21 protein-coding genes and 1 riboswitch are annotated in these 23,851 nt (G+C 52.8%); of the genes, 11 read left to right on the top strand and 10 right to left on the bottom strand.

Annotation, left to right across the window (positions count from 1 at the left end; genetic code table 11):
* Positions 1 to 159 precede the first annotated feature (159 nt).
* The 5 genes from dmul_RS02090 (at position 160) to dmul_RS02105 (ending at position 2,728) form a co-directional block, all read left to right on the top strand.
* Positions 160 to 372, top strand: a complete 213-nt coding sequence (locus dmul_RS02090; protein ID WP_040416853.1) for a type II toxin-antitoxin system HicB family antitoxin — start codon at positions 160 to 162, stop codon at positions 370 to 372.
* 32 nt (positions 373 to 404) lie between these two features.
* Positions 405 to 593, top strand: coding sequence for a type II toxin-antitoxin system HicA family toxin (locus dmul_RS21200; protein WP_353740093.1), 189 nt, complete (start codon positions 405 to 407; stop codon positions 591 to 593).
* A 130-nt stretch (positions 594 to 723) separates the two neighbouring features.
* Complete coding sequence (locus tag dmul_RS02095; RefSeq protein WP_020878760.1) at positions 724 to 912, top strand: hypothetical protein; 189 nt, start codon at positions 724 to 726, stop codon at positions 910 to 912.
* 18 nt (positions 913 to 930) lie between these two features.
* A complete protein-coding gene (locus dmul_RS02100; protein ID WP_020878761.1) occupies positions 931 to 1,701 on the top strand; it encodes an MBL fold metallo-hydrolase in 771 nt (256 codons plus the stop codon).
* A gap of 763 nt (positions 1,702 to 2,464) precedes the next feature.
* Positions 2,465 to 2,728 carry a hypothetical protein gene (locus dmul_RS02105; RefSeq protein ID WP_020878762.1) on the top strand — a complete coding sequence of 88 codons (264 nt, stop codon included), beginning with the start codon at positions 2,465 to 2,467 and terminating at the stop codon, positions 2,726 to 2,728.
* 190 nt (positions 2,729 to 2,918) lie between these two features.
* Here dmul_RS02105 and dmul_RS02110 read toward each other — a convergent pair whose 3' ends face one another.
* Positions 2,919 to 4,499, bottom strand: a complete 1,581-nt coding sequence (locus dmul_RS02110) for a phospholipase D family protein (RefSeq protein ID WP_020878763.1) — start codon at positions 4,497 to 4,499, stop codon at positions 2,919 to 2,921.
* 920 nt (positions 4,500 to 5,419) lie between these two features.
* Positions 5,420 to 5,827 (bottom strand): pyridoxamine 5'-phosphate oxidase family protein, encoded by a 408-nt coding sequence (locus dmul_RS02115; RefSeq protein ID WP_020878149.1) that lies wholly within the window; start codon positions 5,825 to 5,827, stop codon positions 5,420 to 5,422.
* A 102-nt stretch (positions 5,828 to 5,929) separates the two neighbouring features.
* Here dmul_RS02115 and dmul_RS21055 point away from each other — a divergent pair, with 102 nt between their 5' ends.
* The 4 genes from dmul_RS21055 to dmul_RS02135 all read left to right on the top strand — a co-directional run bounded on the left by dmul_RS21055 (position 5,930) and on the right by dmul_RS02135 (position 8,316).
* The gene (locus dmul_RS21055) at positions 5,930 to 6,166 is read left to right on the top strand and encodes a type II toxin-antitoxin system HicB family antitoxin (RefSeq protein WP_257785911.1); all 237 of its coding nucleotides are present in this window, start codon (positions 5,930 to 5,932) and stop codon (positions 6,164 to 6,166) included.
* Between the two features lie 262 nt (positions 6,167 to 6,428).
* The gene (locus tag dmul_RS02125) at positions 6,429 to 6,812 is read left to right on the top strand and encodes a DUF3597 domain-containing protein (RefSeq protein ID WP_020878148.1); all 384 of its coding nucleotides are present in this window, start codon (positions 6,429 to 6,431) and stop codon (positions 6,810 to 6,812) included.
* A gap of 44 nt (positions 6,813 to 6,856) precedes the next feature.
* Entirely contained in the window at positions 6,857 to 7,432 is a 576-nt protein-coding gene (locus tag dmul_RS02130) for a DUF937 domain-containing protein (RefSeq protein ID WP_020878147.1), read from the top strand.
* A 104-nt stretch (positions 7,433 to 7,536) separates the two neighbouring features.
* Positions 7,537 to 8,316, top strand: coding sequence for an SAM-dependent methyltransferase (locus dmul_RS02135; protein WP_020878146.1), 780 nt, complete (start codon positions 7,537 to 7,539; stop codon positions 8,314 to 8,316).
* A 139-nt stretch (positions 8,317 to 8,455) separates the two neighbouring features.
* On the opposite strand, the gene dmul_RS02140 is transcribed toward dmul_RS02135, so the two are convergent.
* From dmul_RS02140 to dmul_RS02170, 7 genes are all read right to left on the bottom strand, one after another.
* Positions 8,456 to 9,631, bottom strand: a complete 1,176-nt coding sequence (locus dmul_RS02140; protein WP_020878145.1) for a glycoside hydrolase family protein — start codon at positions 9,629 to 9,631, stop codon at positions 8,456 to 8,458.
* A 420-nt stretch (positions 9,632 to 10,051) separates the two neighbouring features.
* A complete protein-coding gene (locus dmul_RS02145) occupies positions 10,052 to 11,596 on the bottom strand; it encodes an SBBP repeat-containing protein (RefSeq protein WP_020878144.1) in 1,545 nt (514 codons plus the stop codon).
* 62 nt (positions 11,597 to 11,658) lie between these two features.
* Positions 11,659 to 11,733, bottom strand: a riboswitch (cyclic di-GMP riboswitch).
* A gap of 306 nt (positions 11,734 to 12,039) precedes the next feature.
* Entirely contained in the window at positions 12,040 to 13,011 is a 972-nt protein-coding gene (locus dmul_RS02150; protein ID WP_153302741.1) for a PLL family lectin, read from the bottom strand.
* 272 nt (positions 13,012 to 13,283) lie between these two features.
* On the bottom strand, positions 13,284 to 14,387 hold the full coding sequence (locus tag dmul_RS02155; protein ID WP_020875448.1) for an IS91 family transposase: 1,104 nt from the start codon (positions 14,385 to 14,387) through the stop codon (positions 13,284 to 13,286).
* Positions 14,338 to 15,279, bottom strand: coding sequence for a site-specific integrase (locus tag dmul_RS02160; RefSeq protein WP_020875449.1), 942 nt, complete (start codon positions 15,277 to 15,279; stop codon positions 14,338 to 14,340). The genes dmul_RS02155 and dmul_RS02160 overlap by 50 nt, the downstream gene beginning before the upstream one ends.
* Before the next feature lie 125 nt (positions 15,280 to 15,404).
* A complete protein-coding gene (locus dmul_RS02165; protein WP_070962221.1) occupies positions 15,405 to 18,410 on the bottom strand; it encodes an RICIN domain-containing protein in 3,006 nt (1,001 codons plus the stop codon).
* Positions 18,411 to 19,229: 819 nt separating this feature from the next.
* Positions 19,230 to 19,568, bottom strand: a complete 339-nt coding sequence (locus tag dmul_RS02170) for an addiction module antidote protein (RefSeq protein WP_020878856.1) — start codon at positions 19,566 to 19,568, stop codon at positions 19,230 to 19,232.
* Positions 19,569 to 20,030: 462 nt separating this feature from the next.
* Between dmul_RS02170 and dmul_RS02175 the strand changes: the two genes are divergently transcribed.
* Positions 20,031 to 20,906: a restriction endonuclease gene (locus dmul_RS02175; RefSeq protein WP_020878855.1), complete on the top strand. Its 876-nt coding sequence runs from the start codon at positions 20,031 to 20,033 to the stop codon at positions 20,904 to 20,906.
* 478 nt (positions 20,907 to 21,384) lie between these two features.
* Here the strand turns inward: dmul_RS02175 and add are convergent, their stop codons facing one another.
* Positions 21,385 to 22,431, bottom strand: a complete 1,047-nt coding sequence (gene add, locus dmul_RS02180; RefSeq protein ID WP_020875270.1) for an adenosine deaminase — start codon at positions 22,429 to 22,431, stop codon at positions 21,385 to 21,387.
* 393 nt (positions 22,432 to 22,824) lie between these two features.
* On the opposite strand from add, the gene dmul_RS02185 reads away from it, so the two are divergent.
* Complete coding sequence (locus dmul_RS02185) at positions 22,825 to 23,787, top strand: aldo/keto reductase (RefSeq protein ID WP_020875271.1); 963 nt, start codon at positions 22,825 to 22,827, stop codon at positions 23,785 to 23,787.
* The last annotated feature ends 64 nt before the right edge of the window (positions 23,788 to 23,851 follow it).

Here is a 23,851-nt window from a genome sequence, read left to right on the forward strand (position 1 = left end):
CTGGCATCCCGCCGGTGAAGGCAATGTCAGGCAGCCAAAATTGAAAGTGATCAACCGATGAGCTATATTGGATCTAACCCGGAAAAACAATAAAATCAATGTGGCAGGTGATCGGAATATTTTATTCGGAGCTATTGAAAATTTAAAAGGGTGATAAAAATGAAGTTTAGAATTATTATTGAACAAGATGAAGATGGGATGTTTGTGGCTGAAGTTCCTGCCTTGCCGGGTTGTATTTCCCAAGGCACCACGCGAGAAGAATCGCTTACAAATATAAAAGATGCCATTATCGGATATTTGGAAAGTTTGAAAAAGCATGGAGATCCGATACCCCCGTCAATATACGAAGAGGTAATCGAGGTAGCGGTGTGAGCAAGCTACCCAAAATATCCGGAAAAGCAGCGGTGTCTGCATTGTCAAAAATCGGATATGGAATCGATCATCAAACAGGAAGCCACATGATACTTAGGCAATCTGCTCCGCCAAATCGACGGCTCACAATACCCAATCACAAAGAATTGGCAACAGGTACACTACGGGCAATAATCAGGCAAGCTGGGTTAACAGTCGAAGAGTTCATGAATCTGCTTTGAGGCGGGATCTTGAACGCGTGAGAAAGCAAGAGGGATGTGTCTATATCATCCACGAGCTTCGTCAAGAGGTCGGTTTTGAGTCTTCGATCTGAATCCCAAAAGGAATGGGAGGCTTTTTAAGGACTGAATCATGGACATGTGGAAATTCTACGACATCACTCACCGCGAACACGTGGTGTGCAACCCTGCGAGCGAGGAGAAACTGGCGCGTCTCGTGGCGCTCCTGCGCCTCCCGACCGGCGCACAGGTGGTTGACATTGCGTGCGGGAAGGGCGAGTTCCTGATTCGCCTGGCAAAGGGCGGTAACGTCCCAAAATAGCCGGAGGGAGACAGATCAATGAAAATTACTCAGATTCGTAGTGCAACCCTACTGATCGACTTTGGGGGTACCCGTTTTCTGGTCGATCCCGTATTGGCGGACAAAGACAGCTACCCGGGCATTCCCGGAACATACAATGCTCATCTCAAATGGCCGAAAGTCGATCTGTCCTTGCCCATATCCGAGGTCGTCGATGTAAATGCCGTCATCGTCACCCATACGCATCGAGATCACTGGGACGAGGCGGCGATGGCGGCAATTCGCAAGGACATGCCCGTCTTCGCGCAGCACGAGAATGACGCACGCCTGATCAAGGACGCAGGATTCACTGATGTGCGCATCCTCTCGGAAGATTCGACGTTCCGTGGCGTCTCGCTGATCAAGACTCCCGGCCAACACGGCTCCGATGAAGCAATGGCGGTTGTCGGCCAACTCTTAGGCCAGGTCTGCGGCGTTATATTCAAATCCGGAGATGAGAAGACCCTTTACCTTGCCGGAGACACTGTCTGGAACCGATATGTCGAAGACACCCTGCGAAACCACTCTCCAGATGTGGTCATTCTCAACAGTGGCGACGCACAAATTCCCGGACTCGGGCCGGTCATCATGAACAAGGAGGATGTCTACAAGGTTTTCAAAGCCGCCCCGAGGGCAACGCTGATCGCGAGTCACATGGACGCTGTAAATCATGCGGCGCTTACCCGCGCTCAACTCCGGAACTACTCGGCCAAAACCGGCATGGTCCACCGCCTGCTCGTGCCTGAAGATGGCGAAACGCTGATCTTCTGAGACGGCGGATCGCTCGAACCGATCCGCTGCCAGGCGGTCACGGTTACATCCAGACCATCCCCGCCAACGCATGCGCAAAAGTGCCCGGCAACGTCACGATGCGTTTAAAGCCGTTAATGGCGCAACCTGCTGTAGCGTTCTCTCTCGAAGTGTCCGCCATGATCGTCAAGCCCACTTCCAGCAGTGTCCGCATTTGACGGTTATTGCTGCGGAAATGGCCGCGAGGTTGATTCTATCTCAAAGACCTGAGCTTGTTCGATGCGCCGAAGATGGATTTCTCCATAAGATGGATACCAGGATCGGGGCCATGATAACGCGCCTGTTTCGGATTGTCTGCCTGAAGCTGCGGTTATCGGTTGATCACCCTGCAACGGGATGAAACCCTGTTCATCCCCAAAATCGAAAACGGGTTGTTCAGAGACCAATATGTTGCATCGCAGTTATTATTTTGTCGGAGCTTATCGGCTCCGATATTTTTCAGGATAAAATATATAATTAATAACACATATAATTCAAATAGATAAAATTTTCAGCAAAAAACCGTATCTACGCGATGAAAATATATGTTGCATTGCAGCAATAAAGGTGACATAGTTATTTCCGAATCGCGTATTCAGTGCCGTTCGCACAGATTTCAGAGGAACTGAAACTTTTTAGATATCGCGGCCGGAATAAATGCGTTGATTTTGCAGTACATTCCTCGGCAGATGCCGGAAAGCAGATGATTCGAGGAAAAACGCAACAAAACACAGGAGAGAAAAAAATGGAACAGATGAACATGTTTAAACAGATGATCGATTTCAACAACGCCGCCTTCAATAACACCTTCAACGCAATGGTCACGCTCCAGGAACAGATGGAAAAAACGACCAATACGCTGATCGATATGGCGACCTGGCTTCCCGAAGAGGGCAGAAATGCCATCAAGGGTTGGGTTGGAACCTGCAAAGCGGGTCGGGAAGAGTTCAAATCCGCCATCGATGAAAACGTCAAGAAGAGCGAAGAATTTTTCAACACCGCAAACTAACGCATGACGTATTGAGCGGCAACTGCACCATCTTCTTTTTTCATGGCCCTTCGCATGAAGGACCATGAAGATATCGACCAGGGGAATGACCGTATGAAGGCATTCATTCGGAAAACCCCTGGCTCTTCTTTTATGGGGCAATCCCAACCCGAACCCATTGAAGCCACCAACGGCCATAGTGACCGCGATACTACAGTAACGGCTCGATGGGCAGCCACGAAAGAACCGTAACCAGCGCCCGCAGCCGCCAGGAGGTCTCCGGCTCCGTTGTGTGAAGGATCTTATCGCCCCCCCTTTCCTCCTCCCATTGCAGATTACCGTCGCGGTCCAACCGCACTTGATAAGCGAACGGGTTAATCTTTTTCGTGAACCTGTCGGATATGGCGCCGGCCAGTCGGGGGCTTTCGATGACAAAGCCCATCTCGGTATTGAGAAGCGCCGAACGCGGATCGAAATTGAATGAACCGACAAAGATCCGCTCCCCATCCAGAGACAAGGTCTTGGCATGCAGACTTGCGGCTGAACTGCCAAGCGGCCCCCTGTCTTCAAGGGCGGAACGGATCACGCCCGCGCTTTTCTTCATTTCGTAAAGCGACACGCCCTGCTGCAGAAGTTTTTGGCGGTGTTTTCCGTAGCCCGCGTGAACGGCGGGAACATCCGTTGCCGAAAGGGAGTTGGTCAGCACATGGACACGGAGCCCTTTCCGGGCAGCCCCCCCGAGCGCCGAGGTCCCGATTCTGGTAGGAACAAAATAGGGAGAGACGAGTTCGATCTCCTGTTTTGCCGTGCCGATCCTTTTGAGCATGTTGGTTCCGATATGGTCCGCCGGTTCCACCGCGCCGAGCCCCTTGGCGGGATCGTCGCTGATCAGGTGAACCGGAACCCATTCGAAGGAGAGTCGTCCGTTTTTAAGATCCTGCACAAGGGTGTTTTCTGAAACGGCTTTCCGGTAGACGCGGGCTTCCGGGGCCTGCATGATCGCTTGCGTCCTGCGGCTGAGCCGTTGGAGAGCTTCTTCCGGAGGTGCCGATACCAGCCGGTCGATGGGGTAGGCCGAGCCGCTGGCCCAATAGCGGTCGAAGTTGTCGGAAATCCGCGGCACCACATCGCCCACCGCCAGAACGTCGAGATCGATGAAAAAAAACGACTGATCGGCGTCGAAATATTCGTCGCCGACATTGCGGCCTCCGACAATGGCCACCTGATTGTCCACGACAAGAGCCTTGTTGTGCATGCGCCGATTCACCCGCCGGAAATCGGTGAGATAGTTGAGCCACGGCCAACGGCGTTGTACGAAGGGATTGAAAAGCCGAACTTCGATCAGGGGATGGCGGTCAAGGGCCGAAAGGAACGTATCCAGATCCGTGCCGTTATCGTCTAACAGCATTCGAACCCGGACGCCGCGCAGGGCGGCTCGATACAAGGAATTGAGCAGCAGCGTGCCCGACAGATCCCCGTGCCAGATATAGACCTGAACGTCGATGGAGATTTCAGCGCTGTCGACCAGCAGCTTCCGCACGGCGAAGGCGTCCCGTCCGTCCGCCACCGGAACGACGCCGGAGCGATCGGGGTGGGCGGCCGCCAGGGACGCAAGCGTCCGGCCGATCCGGGTGTGGGATGTGTCTGAAAAGGCCGTTGTGAACGATCGTCCTTCAAGACTGGGCAACGGGGGGTGGAAGAGCAGCAATGCCGCCCATCCTGACAGAATCACCGTCATCGCCCACAAGAGAGTCCGAAAGAGGCCCCTGAGAAAAAATCGGCGTTGGCGCATGGTCTTTCCCCCATCCCTCTCTCATCTGGTCGACGGCAAAAGTGTAGATCATCCTGGGACCCGGCTTCGTTTCCAGGGTGCCGGCCACGGCCGCACGGCGGCAGGCAAGCGCTTGCAATTGAAGCTTGCTCCGGGCGGGCCGGAAACTCGATACAGGATCCGCCGCCCGAAATAATAGAAGCATAGGTGTGCCGTTTTCTCAAGAAATTTATAGCGCTAATGCCTCTGATGCCGGAAATTCCAGGGAATACCTCGATGAACGTTGTTCAATGCTCAACTTTCGACTTTCATAGGCCGGTGCCGGGAGGATACGGCCCGCGCCCTGCGCGGTTTCGTTCAAGTGCCGCTAAAGCTTGCTCCGGGCGGCCCGGAAACTCGCTGCGCTCAAACAGTCCGGGCCGCTGATCCTCCGCGGCGCTTAAGCGGCACTAAAACTCACCGCTGAAGGGGCCCGGGCCGTATCCTCCCGGCACCGCTTTCCGGTTACCATCATGAAAGTCGAAAGTTGAGGTTCAATGATTATAACAGCGGTCCTTATGCAGATATTATATTGCCAAATCCGGCTCGACCTACCGTGATTCCGGGTATTCTCCGGCAAGGATTGCGGTCCTGCTCGACGCCATCCCGCTGGCAGGTATACTGCGGTAAACGGTTGCCTTCCCGCGGCCGACTCTTGGGGTGCGTCAGGCCTTCGCACGATTTTGTGTTTTTACAAAAATCAAACCCAAGTTTGGGTTTGTCGCAACATGCTCGCATACCGCGGATGGTTTCCGGATTCCCGTAGGGGCGGACCTGTGTGTCCGCCCTTTGCGGGTTTGCACGGATTTCCCATCATCGGGGCGAATAATTGGTGCCGGCCACTGTTTGACGGGGCACGGAACATCGTTTGGCGGGGTGCGGGAACTGAGTTGTTGTTTGTGCTATCCGATTTTTTTCCCTGCATTCGGGCCGGGAGACTGGTCATAGATCTCCTCGACGGTGATTTTTGCCACGTATCTGGGTTCGGGCAGCGGTGTCGGCGCCTTCTTCAGATCTTCCTTCACTTTGTCGTAAAGCGGACCGGTATCGATCAACTCCGCCTTTCCCTTGAATTGATATCCGGTGAATTTGTTCAGGTCCACAACCGTCACGGCGATGTTGGGATTGTTCCTGAGATTGTCTCTGGTTTTGACGGAAAAAAGATCGGCAAAGATGATTGTGTGTTCATCCAACACCTGAACTGTGCCTTTAGGGGTGACATTGGGCATGCCGTCCGGATTCACTGTGGCCACCCAACCCAGCTTGCCCTTTACAAACTCCTGCACTTCTTTGGAAATCTTTGATGCCATGATGAGCCTCCCATGGGTTATAGAATGCGGGTAAAAAGAGAGTTGCCTGTCGTTCAGCAGGCGACAGCGTCCTTTTCCTTTATGGTGTTTTACCTCCTTTTCATGAATCCTGCGCGAATCGGCACTGATCTTTATACATCGAACGCCGCGTCAACACAACAAAGGCGGTTGGGTGGTCAGGCAATATTCGGCCGCCGTCCCCAGCCAATCGCAGGCAAACATTTCAGCGGGAAATTTATGGTCCGGGTGCCTCCTGAGGTACATAGAAAATTGGCCATACAAGCTGCTGAGTCCGGCGTTAGCCTTAATCGTGTTGCAAGTTTCAAATCGAGCCAATAAATAGATCTGTACACGACCATGCCTTCCACACGGGCGGCAATTCCACTGCGCTGGAATCCCGCCGGTGAAGGCAACGCCAGGCAGCCAAAATTGAAAGAGATCAACCGATGAGCTATATTGGATCTAACCCGGAAAAACTATAAAATCCGCTTGTGCTCGACAAAGATCCCGCGAATATTGTACTATGCACAAAACGGGAGGTCATGTGTCCCCGCAATCCGGCAGGAGCATGCCGTCCCACAAATCAGCAAAGGAGAGAATCATGGGATTTTTCAGCAAGATCCTCACGAAACTCGGCATCGGCAGCGCGGCTGCCGCCCAGACTCCTGACGCCGCACCCGCGGACGCAACGCCGGCTGCACCGCCGACGTCCGGTTCGGTCGCAGTCGTCGATGTCGTCGCGCAACTGGAACAGCGCGCGGCAGCGAACCCGCAGAAGTTGAACTGGCGGACCTCGATTGTCGATCTGCTGAAGCTCCTCGATATCGACAGCAGCTTCGCAGCGCGCAAGGAACTGGCCGCGGAGCTGGGTTGCCCGGCCGATTTGATGGGGGATTCGGCGAAGATGAACATATGGCTGCACAAGACCGTGCTTGCGCGCATCGCCGAAAACGGCGGCAATGTACCGGCAGAGCTGCTGGACTGACCCCCAGGCCCATTATGCCGCCACACAACAAAGGGAGAATGTATATGGAAATCAATGACATTATAGCCCGGATGGGCGGGATGCAATCCATTGCCCGGGAGCTGGGCGTTAGCGAAACCGACGCGAAGAATGCATCAACGGCGCTTCTCCCGGCGATTCTTGGTGGTATGAAGAAGCAGGCCCAGGCCCAGCCGTCCGGACTCGAAGGGTTGGGCGGCCTGCTGGGGCAGCTGGGTGGAAGCGGTTTGCTCGACCAGGTGCTGGCCCCGCAGGCGACCGATCTGAGTAGCGGCAACGATGTCCTGGGCCAGATATTCGGCTCCAAGGATGTGAGCCGTGCGGTCGCCGGGAAGGCGGCCTCGCAAACGGGTCTGGAGCCGTCCCTGCTGAAGAAGATGTTGCCCATGCTGGCGATGCTGGTAGCCGGTTACATGGCCAAACAGGGCAGTCATGGCGGTCCAGGGCAACAGGCAGCGCCGCAGTCCGGTGGCCTGGGCGGCCTGTTGGGTGGACTTCTGGGTGGCGGCAGCGGCCGGGGTCTTGCTTCCATGCTCGACCTGGACGGCGACGGTAATCCGCTCGATGATATCCTGCGCATGGTCGACCAGTTCAAGCGATAGCGGGCAGTGCCCTATCACCGTAGATTTTGAATGACCAGCCGCCCTGGACGGGGTTTTGTCCACGGGCGGCGTGTCATGCCTGGGCGTCTGTTAAGGACTGAATCATGGACATGTGGAAATTCTACGACATCACTCACCGCGAACACGTGGTGTGCAATCCTGTAAGCGAGGAGAAACTGGCGCGTCTCGTGGCGCTCCTGCGCCTTCCGACCGGCGCACAGGTGGTTGACATTGCGTGCGGGAAGGGCGAGTTCCTGATTCGCCTGGCCGAAGCCTATGGCGCTCGTGGTGCAGGGATCGATATTTCTCCTTTTTTTATCGCCGAAGCAGAGAGAAGAATTGAGATTCGGGCATCGGGCGCGGGCATCACGTTCACTCAGATGAATGGTGCGGATTTCAAGCCGGATGAGCCGGAAGGCCTCGATCTGGCATCCTGTATCGGTGCGAGCTGGGTTTTCGGGGGGCACGCCAACACCCTCGAAGCCCTGATCCGCATGGTGAAACCCGGCGGCTGGGTAATCGTGGGGGAGCCATACTGGCGGCGGGAGCCGTCCGGGGACTACCTGGAGGCATCCGGGATCGCGGAAGCGGACTTCGGGAGCCACTTCTCCAATGCGGAAGCCGGAGAGCGGCGAGGATTGGATCTCGTCCACGCCATTGTGAGCAATACCGACGACTGGGACAGGTACGAAGGCCTCCAATGGTACGCAACGGCCGATTACGCCCGCACCCATCCGGATGATCCGGACCTGGCGACGGTGGTTGAGCGGGTGGAGAAGGATAAGGCAACATACCTGCGTTGGGGGCGCGACACGCTGGGTTGGGCCATCTACATGTTCAGGCGGCGCACTCCCCGGCTTCCGAGCGGCACGTCACTGGATTGATCGGAAAGCAGTAACCAGTTGAATTGAATGCCGACTATACTCAGATCCGGTCCCTATTTCGTAACGCGACACGCCCTGCTACATAAGTTTTTGGCGGTGTTTCCCGTAGCCCGCGTGAACGGCGGGAACATCCGTCGCCTCAAGTGGCGGAAGATGCTGCGCGGTCTAAGGCCGGAATTATGTGTAGGGAGCGGTCTTGTTCTGTCAAGTAGTCGAGATTTGCAAGTTGTGCACCCCCGCGAAGGCGTGGTACGCCGTTTTTCACATCAAAACCGACGATATGGCCCTCTAGCTCAGGTATCACGCGACATGCATAGAGCCCGCTGGTTGGTCCTGCAATGATTTCGTGCTTCGGTGAGTATTTCTTATTGAATAAGCTGTCGAAATCTTTGTAGCGCAAAGCGATCAAATAACCACCTCGTATGCGAACATTTGCGCTAGGCGGAAGATTATTCCATGGATTGTACCCTCGGTAATATGTAAGTTGGTAGTCCTCCGGGTGCGCGGTCGATGCAAGCACGACAATTTCGTTCGAACTCAGATCGTTATAGATTTGCGGCACCTCAAGCTCATCTCCTCCCAGGAATCTGTTCCCGCCGACAAATTTTCCTGGTGTGGGCGACAGCATAATCGGTTCCGAGTTGCCATCGTGATATTTTGCGAGACGCCATTTTTCTAGCTTGTCGTCCTCCGCCTCTAACATAGCGATAGTCGCATTTTGCCTTTCCGCAGCGTTCTTCTTTTTGGCGGCGACCAACATATAGTACTTGTCCTTAGCATGGAATACATGAGGGTCTCGCCATGCATGAACGGTGCAACTCTCTTTGTGAGGACAGATTCGAAAATACTTTTTCTTTTTCCCGTTTTCCAGCGCCTCTGGACTGATCGATTTTAGGTCAGTCTCAATATGCCAGTCCAACAATCCGGTTGACTTAGCAATCTTAATTTCCTGGCACGCCCAGTAATCCCATTTTTGTCCGTCATCACTATCTACGTCCCAGGTTGTTCTCTCTGTATAGAATGTGAGGAAGTCTTTTTTACTATGGCGGTATACTATGCAGCTGTTCCAGATTGAAGAGTAGCGGTCGCCCCTACTCTCGATTAGATCATACGCTATGTAGTTGATTTTCTCGAAGTCTCGCGTAACGGCATAGGCCACTCGAGAAACCTCTGAGTACTTTCCCACCCAGCGGGAGCCTTTTTCCATGCACTGAATGAAGAGATGGAACGTCCCGTCTGACGGTTCAAAAATGTACCAGAAGTCGCCGAAGAAGTAGTCCTTTTCCCAACCTGGCTTCACGATTTTTGGTTTCATATGCTCCTCACTCTAATTTGCATGTTGGATACGCTCAGATACCCCCCCAGGACTCTGAAGCCACTGCTTTTCAGTGACGCCGTGGTTGAACCGGACTTCGCAATGTCACTTCAGCGCCTGTGACTTTTTGAGGGGGTCTGTAATAGTTAAAACGCAAGTATATCAAGCGAATACGAATAACATGGCTGACTTATATATTGTTTCGGTAACCAATAAGGTTTGATCTAACCGAGGCAATAGCCCATGAAAAACCGGACGCTCTCCCCGGTCAGAATCAAACCTGAGTTCATGGAGGCCGTTTTTAAAGGGGGGAGCATTACCTGATTCGCCAAAACAGATTTGGTATAATGGCTTTCCCATAAATCATGTCACTTTTCCTTCATTTATGGTGCATAGAACCCATTCGCAGAGAGATATATATTATTTAAATCTGATGGACGGGATTTTTTGAGAAACGGGTAGTGCTTCTTTCCCGTTTTTATACTTGGCGATAAAGATATCGACTTGACCAGCGCTCGTCAGCGCGGTTTCGTTGGCTTCCCCCGCGCCAAAGACCGCTGCATTCCAGAAACCACCCGTCACATAAATATTTCCCCATCTATCTAAAGCGATGTCGGTGCCGGTATCAAGGCTGAAGCCGCCGGCCTGTGTTGCCCACACCAGGCGGCCATTGCGGTCATACTTGGCAATAAAGATATCAGCACCATCGCCGTCACTACCACTGGGGTTCGCGCTCGTCAGCGCGGTTTCGTTGGCTTCCCCCGCACCAAAGGTCGCTGTGCCCTGAAAATCACCCGTCACATAACTATTTCCCCATTTATCTACAGCGATGCCCGAGCCTCCATCCTCATAGCCGCCAGGACCGCTGGTCTGTTTTGCCCACACCAGGCCGCCATTGCGGTCATACTTGGCGATAAAGATATCCTGGTAACCAGCGCTTATCAGCTCGATTTCATTGGCTTCTCCCGTACCAAAGGTTGCCGTACCCGCGAAAAAACCCGTTATATAACTATTTCCCCATTTATCCACAGCGATGGCGGAGCCTCTATCCCAATCAATATCGCCGGCCTGTTTTGCCCAGATCAAACGGCCATTGCGGTCATACTTGGCGATAAAGATATCACCATCACTCGTCGTCAGCTCGGTCTCATTGGCTTCCCCTGCACCAAAGGTTGCTGTATCCATGAAATCACCCGTCACATAACTATTTCCCCATTTATCTACAGCGATGTCGGAGCTATAATTATAGCCATTAGTACCACTGGCCTGTTTTGCCCACACCAGGCCGCCATTGCGGTCATACTTGGCGATAAAGATCTCCCGATAACCAGTACTCGTCAGCACGGTTTCATTGGCTTCTCCCGCACCAAAGGTCGCTGTGCCCTGAAAATCACCCGTCACATAACTATTCCCCCATTTATCCACAGCTACAGCGTTGCCGGAGTCACTATCCCAATCAATACCACCGGCCTGTTTTGCCCAGATCAAGCGGCCATTCCGATTATACTTGGCGATGAAGATATCCTGATAACCAGTACTCGTCAGCTCGGTTTCATTGCCTTCTCCCGCGCCAAAGGTTGCCGTACCCATGAAATGACCCGTCACATAACTATTCCCCCATTGATCTACAGCGATGCCGGAGCCTCTATCCCAATCAATACCACCGGCCTGTCTTGCCCACACTATGCCGCCATTACGGTCATACTTGGCGATAAAGATATCACTATCAATATTACCAGCGCTCGTCAGTTCGGTTTCATTGGCTTCTCCCGCACCAAAGGTCGCGGTACCATCGAAATGACCCGTCACGTAACTATTTCCCCATTTATCTACAGCGATGCAGGAGTCACCATCCCCATCAACGCCACCGGCCTGTTTTACCCAATCCAGCTCCTGAGCTTTCGCTATCCCGCCCATAAAAGACAAGAACGCGATAAAGGTAAAGATAAGAATTGTATGCCTCATATACCCCTCCTTATTGAAATGGTTAAGACACTCGGGAAGAAAAAAGCCGAATTACCTTTTTTCAAGGCAACCCGGCTATCTCATTAAGATCCGTGGCTTTCCGTCCCTATCTCACGATAGGTTTGGTTTTATCATGAAAAGAAATAGAAAAGCCTCCTGCTGGACCGAATGGTCCGATGGAGGCTCTATTGGGGAAATTTAAGAGGTATCGCTTTTCCGTGCATGGTTTTGCCATACCTTTTCAAGCAGAGAGGCGTTATGTTTTCACGCAAAAACTATCCAGCCGGGGGAAAGCTGGGGTAGGCATCAATCTTTGCCTTCGGGTGAAAGTGGGTAGGACTTGATCGTATTATTTATTTACCTCAATAAATGAATGGCTTTTTTTTGTAAAGAGATTTATTTTGTTATTGCATCGATCCCGCAGCACATCACTCGTGACTGCTTCACAATTTCCGGAGCTTAATGCTTATTGTATAGATGCCGCCATTGGGATCGGTCACAAACAGCGTGACCCGGTCCGAACCGCTCATCACAGCGGCAATCGGCGCACCGGGCGTACTGCGGCCCTCGGAAACGCCGGCCCAGGGTCCCCAACCGTCCTGAAGGCTGCCCGAAGCGGTGTAGATGCCGCCATTGGTATCGGCCACAAACAGCGTGACCCGGTCCGGACCGCTCATCACAGCGGCAATCGGCGCACCGGGCGTGCTGCGGCCCTCGGAAACGCCGGCCCAGGGTCCCCAACCGTTCTGAGGGCTGCCTGAAGCGGTGTAGATGCCGCCATTGGGATCGGTCACAAACAGCGTGACCCGGTCCGAATTGCTCATCACAGCGGCAATCGGCGCACCGGGCTTACATCGGCCCTCGGAAACGCCGGCCCAGGGTCCCCAACCGCCCTGAGGGCTGCCCGAAGCGGTGTAGATGCCGCCATTGGGATCGGTCACAAACAGCGTGACCCGGTCCGAACCGCTCATCACAGCGGCAATCGGCGCACCGGGCGTACTGCGGCCCTCGGAAACGCCGGCCCAGGGTCCCCAACCGTCCTGAGGGCTGCCCGAAGCGGTGTAGATGCCGCCATTGGGATCGGTCACAAACAGCGTGACCCGGTCCGGACCGCTCATCACAGCGGTAATCGGCGCACCGGGCTTACTGCGGCCCTCGGAAACGCCGGCCCAGGGTCCCCAACCGCCCTGAGGGCTGCCCGAAGCGGTGTAGATGCCGCCATTGGGATCGGTCGCAAACAGCGTGACCCGGTCCGAACCGCTCATCACAGCGGTAATCGGCGCACCGGGCTTACTGCGGCCCTCGGAAACGCCGGCCCAGGGCAGCAACCCATAAGGTTTGATCTGACCGGGCAGCAAGAAATAACCCATGAAAAGCCGAACGTCCTTCCCGGTCAGAATCAAACCTGAGTTCATGAAGCCCGGTTTTAAAGGAGCCAATTATAAGGGGATTGCTTTGAACAGGTTGCTGATCTTACAGATATGTCGAAGCGTTTTGGAGGAGTCATCACTGCCTCGACGCGAAAACTTTGCCGAAGACAGTGATGATGCCGTTTAAAGTCGCTATGAATAGCCGTCTATTTTGCTGATATTCCGAGTAAAGGCCGCAGCCGGCCTGGCCGCGCCAACGATTCGGTTTTGCGGTTCAAGGCTCGCTCTTTGAAAACCATTTTTACGGGTCGCTGAAGCTACCCGGGTCCGCGATATTCCGGCACCTGGTGCGGCAGCACCGAATAGCAATATTTCAGCTCGCCTCCGCAATCCGGGCAGGTCGGCCCGCTCTTTTCACGGGTATCCCTGGGCGTTTCCGGAACCACCAGCTCAAAGGCGTGCATCATCTCGATGGATGCCCGGACGTTTTCAAGCGGAACGCCGCTGCAGGAGTGCATGAACCCATAGTAGCGCACCTTCATGAATCCGGGCGGCAGGGAATGCTGCAAAAACCGGCTCATAAAATCCTGGGCATCGAGCTCCATGTAGCGGGTGCGACGGCTCTTCGGCTTTTTATACGAAAACGTGACCGTGCCGTCGGCTGCATCGACGATCCGATGATCGGAGATCGCCACCTTGAATACATAGTGCGACAGATAGCGGATGCTCTGCTCGGCCGCCCCGACCGGCTGGATGTTCACATTCCAGCCTTCCCGGAAAATACCAGGGTCGATAAGGCGGCTCATGCCGGCGTCACGCATCAGGTCCCTGAATTTCGCCCGACAGATCCGGGACAGCGCTTTGTTGGGAACATAGAAGTCCGGCCTGGACGGATGCCATGCGTTGTCGTCTTTTGACCATGCCCCGCCGGCAACCACATAATGGATATGTGGATGGTAGTTCAAGGTTCGGCCCCAGGTGTGGAGCACGCCGAAGAAGCCGGGGACATCTCCGCCGATGAACTTTCCATCCCTGACCAACTTTTTCATGGCCGCCGAAGACGCCTTGAAAAGGGCGTCATAGGCAATGCTCTGCCGGCTTCTGAAAAAGCGACGAATCTCCTTCGGGACGGTGAAGGTGATCATGAAATATGGCCCCGGCACCTGTCGGTCCAACTGGCGATCCATCCAGTCCAGTGCCTTTTGATTCTGGCATGCCGGGCAGTGGCGGTTGCCGCAGGAGCGAAAAATATGGTGGTGTTTTCCACATCCGGCGCATTCGTATACGGTCATACCGCATGCCGGTGTTCGGCATGACAGGATGGCATCGATGACGCTCCGGTGGTTCCGGGGCATCCGGTCACCGTATTTTTCAAGATATGCCGGCGCATGCTCGCGAAAGATGTTTTGAATGGCGACCATTTTCGAAACCCCTCATGCTCTGGTTGATGATCTGATAGGCATCCTCCTGTCCTTTTTGGGTGAGATGCAGATAGACCATAGTGGTTTCGAGCCTGGCATGTCCCAGGTAGCGTTGGATGACCCGAATGTTCACGCCCTGCTCCAGCAAATAGGTTGCATAGGAGTGGCGAAGGGTATGAATGGAAACGTGTCGTTTAATAATGCCGGCCTGCTCTCTTGCAGCCCGAAAGGCGCCCTGAACGCTGTCAATGGACATCGGGGTTTCGGACGTGGAAGCGCTCTTTCCGCTCCTGCCCAGAGCCGGGAAGATCAGAACGGGATTTCGATGGACCAGCCAGTATCGACGGAGCAAGTGGTAGGTTTCCTCGGGCAAGGGCACGTATCGGTCTTTGGATCCTTTGCCTCGGTGAATATGAATCATCATGCGTTTTCCATCAATGTCGGATACTTGCAGGTAAAGAGCCTCCTTGAGCCGAAGCCCGCAGGTGTAAACGGTGACCAGGAATGTGTAGTTGTGGAACGTACGGACACGGCTCAGGATCTTCCGAACCTCGTCAGGGCTGAGCACGCTCGGAAGGCGGTTTTCTTTTTGTGCCTTGAGGTATTCAAACAGCGGCCATTTTCGCTGAAGCACATTGATGAAGAAAAACTTCAGGGCACAGAAGCAGATTTTCATGGTTGACGGCGCCCAATTGGCCTCGTTTCGGAGGTGCAGGAAATATTTTTTTAACTCGTCCTCTGTTATTTTTTGGGGCTCTTTGTTGTAAAATTCAATGAGCTTGCGTACAGCTCGGGCATAGGTCTGCTGGGTGCTTTCGCTCATGCCGGCCAATTGAAAGGCCTTGATGGCTTCGTCATACCAAGGGGTCTGAAGTGTTTTGGGTTTTGTCATGATACCTCTCCTTTGTTTGAGGTTGATAAGGTTCCCTAAGGAGAGGTATCATATCTATTTTATTGAAGCATGTTGGCGGGATGGAGACGGAGTGGGTGATATCAAAAGCTCAACGACGTCAACTGCTACTGCCGCGGAGCGGCTTCCTTGAACCCCGGTTTAAACGGTGGATCCGGTCGGATTGCCTCCTCCCATGCAAGCCGGTACTGGTTTGTTTCCAGCTTTGCGGTCGAGATGAAGTGAATCCTATCAATGACATCGTTTTTCACAGACAAAATCCGAAACCCAGTGAAGCTGATTTGCGAGTTTTCGAGTGGTCCCAGTGCGCCGGTCTGCAGAACCAAAGGGCGATGCTCGGACCACCAGGCACGCGGATCGGGCGAGGATGACAGCGGATTCGGATAGGGGGGCACCTGAAGTTGGTAATTGTACATCGTATCGTAGGGTAACGGCTGGGGAGCAGCATCAGGTGGCGCATCCTCGGCTATCTCGACGTAGGTCACGTCGGTTTCCGGTACTTTAGCCCCCACAATATCTTCCCAACCCCTTGTAAATCGGGTCGGGTAATAGTTCACTGGATTCTGGGCGTAGTAATCCATGTAGAAAGCGAGCTCGCCGGTCTGCATCGTTCTGACGATGAATTCATTGTGGTGGTGGGTGTGACCGGCCAGCACGACATCAGCGGGACGGTGTGATCCGACTCCCGCCAGGAGCTGAATCAAGGCCTCGGCGTTACCCCGCGAGACTCCGTAGTCGAGCAGGTCCTGGCTGTCCACGCGCTTGACGAACCGGGGAGCACTGTGGTCGTGCTCTCCGGCGAACCAGAGCGGGTGACTGGCTTCCACCGCTTTCTCGATTATCTTGATGTTCTTTTTGAGAAGAGGGCGGATTCGGGCAAGGAACGCGTGATCCTGGCCCCGCTGGGCCGGGCGTTGCGTCCGGCGCAAAAAATAAGGGTATTCATTATTCCAGAGGTTGAACAACGGCGCGTGCACGCCCAAGATAAAAAGGCCGCCGTCCGGCGTCTCCGCCAGAGCATCAGAAACCATCGCGAGTTCTTCAGAGGAAATTCCCTCACAGTTTGGGGAGCCGCCGACGAATGTCTTTTCGTCCTCACTTGCGTTTCCAAACCTTATCCGCAATCCATCCATGATACCGGTTATCATGCCGACGTCGTGGGCACTGTCGAGCATCGCGATGCGATGGGCGCCCAACCGCACGACGTAGGATCCACGGTCTGCCAGGAACGCTTTGTACGCCTTGATCTCCGGATCCACCTCAACCATCCGCTCGGCACCGTCCACCCCAACATTCGGCACCCCTCCGCCGATCAACTCGAAGGGGCTGGAGCGGCCATCGAGGCGGTTGCCCAACACGATTGCATCCTGTCGGAGGAGATGATACCCGGAGAAGTTCGTGATTCGCTCGATATCTATGCCGAGATGCATGCCGAGCGCGGTGCCGCCAAAGTGGATATCGAAGATGAGTTTGTAAGGGTGTTTCCGATAGTCGTGGTTGCCGGGCACCATGAAGATCGGGACAAGTAGCTCCTCGACATCGGGGAAGTCCGGCCCGGGTGCTTGTCCCAGGATAAGCTTCCGAAAGAACTCGGCGTTCCCGCCACCGATCGGGTCATCATCGTCCTCGTAGATGTAATCGTAGAGGTCGCCGGTGGCGAGAATCACATCCAATGCGCCGATCCCATGCAGATAGTTGGCGTACCGTACGAATCCCCGGAAGCGATCGTTCCAGTTGTACATGCGCTGCGCAGCCTCTGCGCGACCTGCCTGTGAGAGAAGCTTCCGAAACTGATCGATGCGGCGGGCGACATGTATATCGGTGATATGCGCGATCCCGAAATCGGTCCAGGTTCGGCGATAATAGACGGCATGGGGCGCGATACGCCATTGATTGCCGTCAGCGATGATCGCCACATCGTAAAGTTGCCTTTCCTGGAGGGTGGAAACAGTTACCATGATACCATAATCTCCCGACTGATCGATGGTCTCCGGTCCGATAATCAAGGGAACCGGAATAGCGGGTTGACCGGTTGGCACCAGCACAAGACGTCCGGCGAGTGCGTTCTGAATCAGCGGTACGATTTGCTCAAGTTGCCATTTGCCTGACTGAAAATTGATTACGCTGTCCTCGAACAGGCGTGTTTTGGCAGGATCACCGGTTACGATACTGGGCCGGCCTATCATCGGGAAGGCGAACGATACGACGACCCGGCCTCCTGCGCCGTTGACAATCATGCCGCGCTCAAAAAGACGCGCGTCGCCGCCCTGAACGGAATACACGCCGGTCAGAGGTTCACCGAGAGACGCAACGGGCATGGACATACCTGTCAGCCATTGAGCGCTTAACCATCCCGGCTCAATTGGCCCTGCCTCCAAAATACCGCGTTCGATATGGAGGTAACGGTCAAGCTCCCAACGATTCCTTAACCATACGAAGGCCGTTCCCGGCACCGGCTCGAGAAGCCATTGGGCGCTGAGCCATCCCTGTTGAACAGGACCGGCTTCGGTTCGACCACTTTCGATGTGAAAATATTGATCAGGCTTCCATCGGTTCTTGAACCGAAAGAAGGATGTTCCCGCGACTTTTTCCATCGACCACTGCCCACTCAACATCCCCGGCGCCACGGGACCAGCGCTCAAGACTCCGCTTTCGATATGCAGGCCGTGGTCGGGTTTCCAACGACTCCTGATCCTGACAAAGGAGGTCCCTTGAACCTGCTCCAACAACCACTGGGCGCTGAGCCATCCGGGTTCGACATGACCTGCATCAATCTGACCTGACTCGATATGCGCATACCGAACCTGGGGTAAACGGTTGCGGATTCTTACAAAAGCCGTGCCCTGCACGACTATGGACTGCCATTGAGAACTGAGCCATCCAGGTTCAATTGGCCCGGCCTCTGGAATACCTCCCTCGATATGCAGATAATTATCCGGCTTCGAAAGATTCTTGAATCGAACGTAAGAAGTGCCGGGAACAGGCTCGATTTGCCACTGTGCACTCAACCAGTCCCGTTGAATGAGTCCAACGGTCAAGTTGCCGGCTTCATTATTGATATATTTTGCAGGATTCAAACGGTTAGCGAACCGAGTAATTGTAATCTCGCTCATAGGTTATCCTCCCTATACGCAGACTGATAAGTGGATTCTTATAAAGTCAGCACGATATCAGTCAGTCGCGGAATGAACGAACCAATGCTTTTGTGTCGCCGACGAAATCTCAGCAACCCGCAGGGGCATGGGGCATTATTGCCTTGTTACAATATCCAGTCTGATTTTTATGGAAAATCTTTTCTTCTAAGATGAGAAAGACATGTTTGGTTTAGAGGCTACAGTGTTTTTCAAGCCAATGGATCAGACTCAGTTCATTAATCCTGAAATTATGAGATATTTGAGGGATTCCGAAGGCAATATAGTAGGCGGTGTAAAGAGAAATGGATGCGAAAGATGAATTGGAGAAAGGAAATAAAAGTTATTTGAAAATTAACATTGTGCATAAAGATCCCAAAGTCAATAGAAATGCATTTGCATTTTTTTACATCCTGTTTTGAACGTTGAGGACACTTGCATTATTTTTGGGTGCCCCGCGGAGTTCGTCATACGTGGGCTCCCAATCAGCATTCGCAAGTGATTTCCAATCGCTGAAATCTTTTGGCTCGGCCCGCTTCACAATATGCTTCATTTGCCGATCAATTCCTTGCGCTTGATCAGCACAGATGCCTTGATCAACTCCGGGTCTTCGCCAATACGGTTCTTCAACTTGCCAATCGTCTCATGGGCCTTTTTAAAATCGCCTTTATCGATCTGATCATAAATCTGCTGGATCGTCTATGATTTTGGTCTGGAAACAGTCGTTGTACTTTATCGGCCGTAGCCTGATTCATGATTTCAGCTTTTCTGGTGTGATCTGTATTTACTGTCCAGTTCTCGTTATCCTGGTTTGGATTGGGCATATTGTTTCTGCCGTTGACGTAGATGGATCGCTTCCACGTGTAATTTCAATCCAAGGGCGCTGATAACCTTGAGTATTGTGTCAAACCCCGGGGTTCTTTCTCCCGAGAGTGCTTTATAAAGGCTTTCCCGAGACAGGCCGGCGTTTCGTGCGACCTGGGTCATACCTTTTGCCCGCGCGATATCCCCCAGGGCCTTGGCAATGAATGCCGCGTCGCCGTTTGCCTCCTCGAGGCAGGCTTCAAGATAAGCCGCCATTTCTTCCCGGGTACCTATATGTTTCGCGACATCACATCCGGCGGTTTTGGTTTTTGCCATGGTTTACTCCTATATTTCGATCCGCACGAGGATCCGCTCATGAGTATGGATGTCATGTAACCGTTCGATCTATTTGGCAAAAATTTCTATTTTGCGAGTTTCGATTATAATGGTATTGTAGCCACAAGGCTACATTTGTCAAGACGTTCGGGATGCCGAATGTACTCGGCTTTCCGAAGATCGTAATGGAAAACCGATCTCCATCTGTTTTCATCACCTTATTATGCTGGATCAGGCCGATAGGTATTTATACCTATACGGCAATAGGTACTTGTGCGCATTGACCGGATAGAAGAAAAGTTTTAAAATCGCGCTCGGATTTGGAGGCGGCGCTAATAAAATGGGATTTGTTTGAGGTGTTGCCTATTTTCAATAGAAGAAGCATGGCAAGCGGGGAAACGAGCTGATTCTCAAACAGATGATCGGTTTTACTGAAAAGCTAAAAACGGAAGTAGGTTTGTTATGAAAAGAAACAGTCAGATGCCAAAATATCATGAACTTATGAATCCGCTTCTTCAAGCTTTGCACGAATTAGGAGGGTCTGGTTCAATTGAGGAAATATCCCAGAAAGTTTCTGAACTATCCGGTCTGCCTGAAGATGTCTTGAACATACCACACAACCCGGAAAAAAGCAGTCAAACAGAAATCGAATATCGATTGGCATGGGCACGTACCTACTTAAAAAAATACGGTTTGCTGGAAAATTCCGATAGAGGAATCTGGCTCATAGTTGCAGATAAGCGTGATGTAAAATCAGTAGACCCACAACAGGTTGTTAAAACAGTACGAGAGGAACACAAACGGCAGAAAGAAATTGCCGAAAAGGAAACTTCTACTGAAGAGGATTCAGAAATAGAAATCCCAGACGAAGCTGAATCCTGGCGCAGTATGCTCCATCATGTTCTCATAAATGATATGTCACCAGATGCTTTCGAGCGATTAGCGAAAAGAATTTTGAGAGAATCTGGTTTCATACAAGTTGAGGTGACTGGTCGTTCCGGCGATGGTGGTATTGACGGTAAAGGCATTATGCGATTAAGCGGCTTGCTGAGTTTTCATGTAATCTTTCAGTGTAAAAAATATAAAGGAACAGTAACTGCTTCGGAAATTCGCGATTTTCGCGGTGCTATGATTGGTCGCGCCGATAAAGGATTATTTATTACAACTGGGACTTTTACCCGTGATGCCACCAAGGAAGCTACAAGAGATGGTGCGCCACCAATAGACTTGGTTGATGGTGATCAACTTGCGGACAAACTCAAGGAATTGGGATTGGGAATAAAAAAAGAGATGGTTGAAAAAATTACGGTTGATTCTGAGTGGTTTAAAGCCATCTGAATGCATGACAAGGCAAATACAGCCGATGCAAAATCTGTGCGGCTGATTTGCAGCGTTCTGCAGCAAATAAAAGGGTTTTTCTAAACAGTATCCATACACGATCATAACTACCTGATCGGAATAAAAAAAAGCGCATTTTGTTCTGGTTTTCGGGGCTGAGCGTAGTATGCGCGAAGGCGCCAACTTCAAGGAGTACACCGATATCATCGTCAAGAACCGCCGCGACACATTTTGCGGGCACAAAAATAATTGCGTTGCCATGATTTTGCGGAAAGGGTTCGGTGCAATTCGCTGATGCGTTTGGCGGCGGCGGATTTGAACGATCGGACAATCGTCGGGAGGGAATCGGGCACTGGGCAGCCGAATTCTTTCATTGCAGGGGGGCGTCGCGTAGGGGCACGGCGCGCCGTGCCCCTACTGACACCACCGATGACGCCATCGACTGCCTGGGCGAGCAGCTCCCAGGCTTTTTCGATGCTCACCGGTAGCTGGATAGACAGTTTTTCCACTCTGTCTCAAAACGTGATCTGAATCCTTCTTTTTCGCTTGTTTCCATGAATGACGCTTTAATCGCGTTGAGAGACAGTTTTTTCAGGTCATCCAGGGTAAAGTCCAACCCGTCGATCAGCGTAACATATTCTTGGGTAATGGAGGTGTTAAAGAGGGTCGGATCGTCAGAGTTGACGGTAACCAAGAGGTCTCGTTTGAAATAATCCACTATGGGATGCGCTTTGAGGTCAGGAACGACCCCGGTCTTCAAATTGCTCGTGATGCACATTTCCAATGGAATTTGTTTCTCGGATAGATAGGAAATCAACCGTGGATCTTCGCCGGCTCTCACGCCGTGCCCAATCCGCTCCACATTCAAGTCATTCAGCGCCGCCCAGACCGATTCAGGTCCCGCGGCTTCACCCGCGTGAGCGGTCAACCTGAAACCTCTTCTTTTTGCCTCTTTGTAGATTCCAGCCCAGGCACCCGCCGGATACTCCGGTTCACTTCCGCCAAGTCCGATGCCGACAACGCCGTTTCCCAGGAAGGGCGTCACCTCATCGAGTCTTTCCATGCCGACGTCCGGACCATCATCCCTGACCAGATCAATAATGAGGCGGCTCTGGATTCCAAAATCTTTCGTCGCCCGTCGCGCGGCGCGAATCAAGCTCGAGGTAATTCCTTTAACCGACAGTCCTTGTTTAGAAAAATCACCAGGTGAATAAAAGGCTTCAACGTATCTGACATTCTGGCGATGGAGGTCTTTTAATACATCGTAACCGATCTTTTCAAAATCGCTTTCTTGATGGATGAACTGGTTTTTCCAAATCCAGGTTTCAATGAAGTGCGCGAAATCCCGGTAGGTCATCTTTTTCTCCAGGTCCGCCATATCCCTCACTGAACTATCCATCCGGCTGCTGCGAATCAGTCCGAACAGGGTGTCCATGGGAATAGCCCCTTCTAGATGAACGTGAAGCTCGATCTTGGGCATTTGTGCCGCGAAGGATTTCAGCTCACGCTTGGAAAGCCGATTCATGCAACCCTCTTTTTGTGGTTGTTGTCCATTTCGTCAACGCGTCCTGATCCATCATCCTGTTGAATCACGCCGAGGGCGGATGCTGTTTTTTTCTTGACAAATGTTTCCCAATGTAATAAGCATTAGCCTGAGTTATACCAAGCAGTGTTCACTGCTAATAAAATAGACCACACAGAATATTTAGACAAGGGAAAATCTACCAGTAAAATTGCATCACGCGATGCTCTCTTGTTGCTTTGGTTTTTTTCTTTCTCCCCATCCACAACTCGCTGAACTTCAATATTCAATCACCCTGCATCGCGATTCAAGCAGATCCATTTTTTAGTATTTTTGTGGTCCAGACAGACTGAATCCATAAAATTTAACATAGCCGTTTTACGGGTGGGGTCAGCCATGATAAAAAGACCTGGACACGATCAGTCTTCTCCCATAGCGACACCAGCACCTGTTTCCGATACGCCGGGGCATCGCGTCCTGGGTCGAACCGGCGTTCGGGTCTCCGAAATCGGTTTCGGCAGCTGGGCCGTCGGCGGCGGTCATCGGGGGCTGGGCTACGGCCCGACGGATGACCGGAACTCCCTCCGCGCGATCCGGGAAGCGTGCGAAGCAGGCTGTAACTTTTTTGACACTGCGGATTCATACGGTTTCGGCCACAGTGAAGAGCTGTTGGGCCAGGCGTTGCATCGCCACCGTCATGAAGTCATCATCGCCACCAAGGTCGGTTATGATTTTTATCGAAGCCCTCCCCTGCAGAATTTTCATCCAGCCTATATTCGATTCGCCCTCCACCAGAGTCTCCAAAGGTTAAGAACGGAGTATGTCGATCTTTACCAACTCCACAATCCACCGCCGGAGATTTTGTTTCGAAGCGATGTGATCGAAGCTTTGGACGCCTTGCGTCAACAGGGCAAAATCCGCTGCCTGGGGGTTTCGGTCAACCTTGTCCAGGATGCCGTCGAAGCTTTGGCGGCCGCCTGGCCCGAAGTCGTTCAGGTCCCCTACAACCTGCTCGCGCCCGAGGCTGAAACCATGATCTTCAGCGAAGCGACGCGAAAACAGATCGGTATCATCGCCAGGGAGCCGCTCGCAAATGGATTTTTATCCGGGAAATACCATCGCGACAGTCACTTTCCTCCGAGTGACATCCGTAGTCTTTGGGGAACTGAAAGAATTGCCGGGACAGCACACATCGTGGAACAGCTAAAGCCGTATTGCCGTCAGAACGAGACCCTCGCCCAGCTTGCGATACGGTTTGTCCTCGAGGCGCCTGCCGTATCAACGGTAATTCCCGGCTGCAAAACCGCTGACCAGGTCAAGGAAAACTTCGCCATGCTCAGAGCCCGCCGGTCAGTCTGAACGGAAGCATCAGTGCCCGAGGGGCGGACCGTGGAGATGCCCATCAGCGGCGGTAATCCGGACC

The organism is Desulfococcus multivorans (assembly GCF_001854245.1).
Taxonomy (GTDB): Bacteria; Desulfobacterota; Desulfobacteria; order Desulfobacterales; family Desulfococcaceae; genus Desulfococcus; species Desulfococcus multivorans.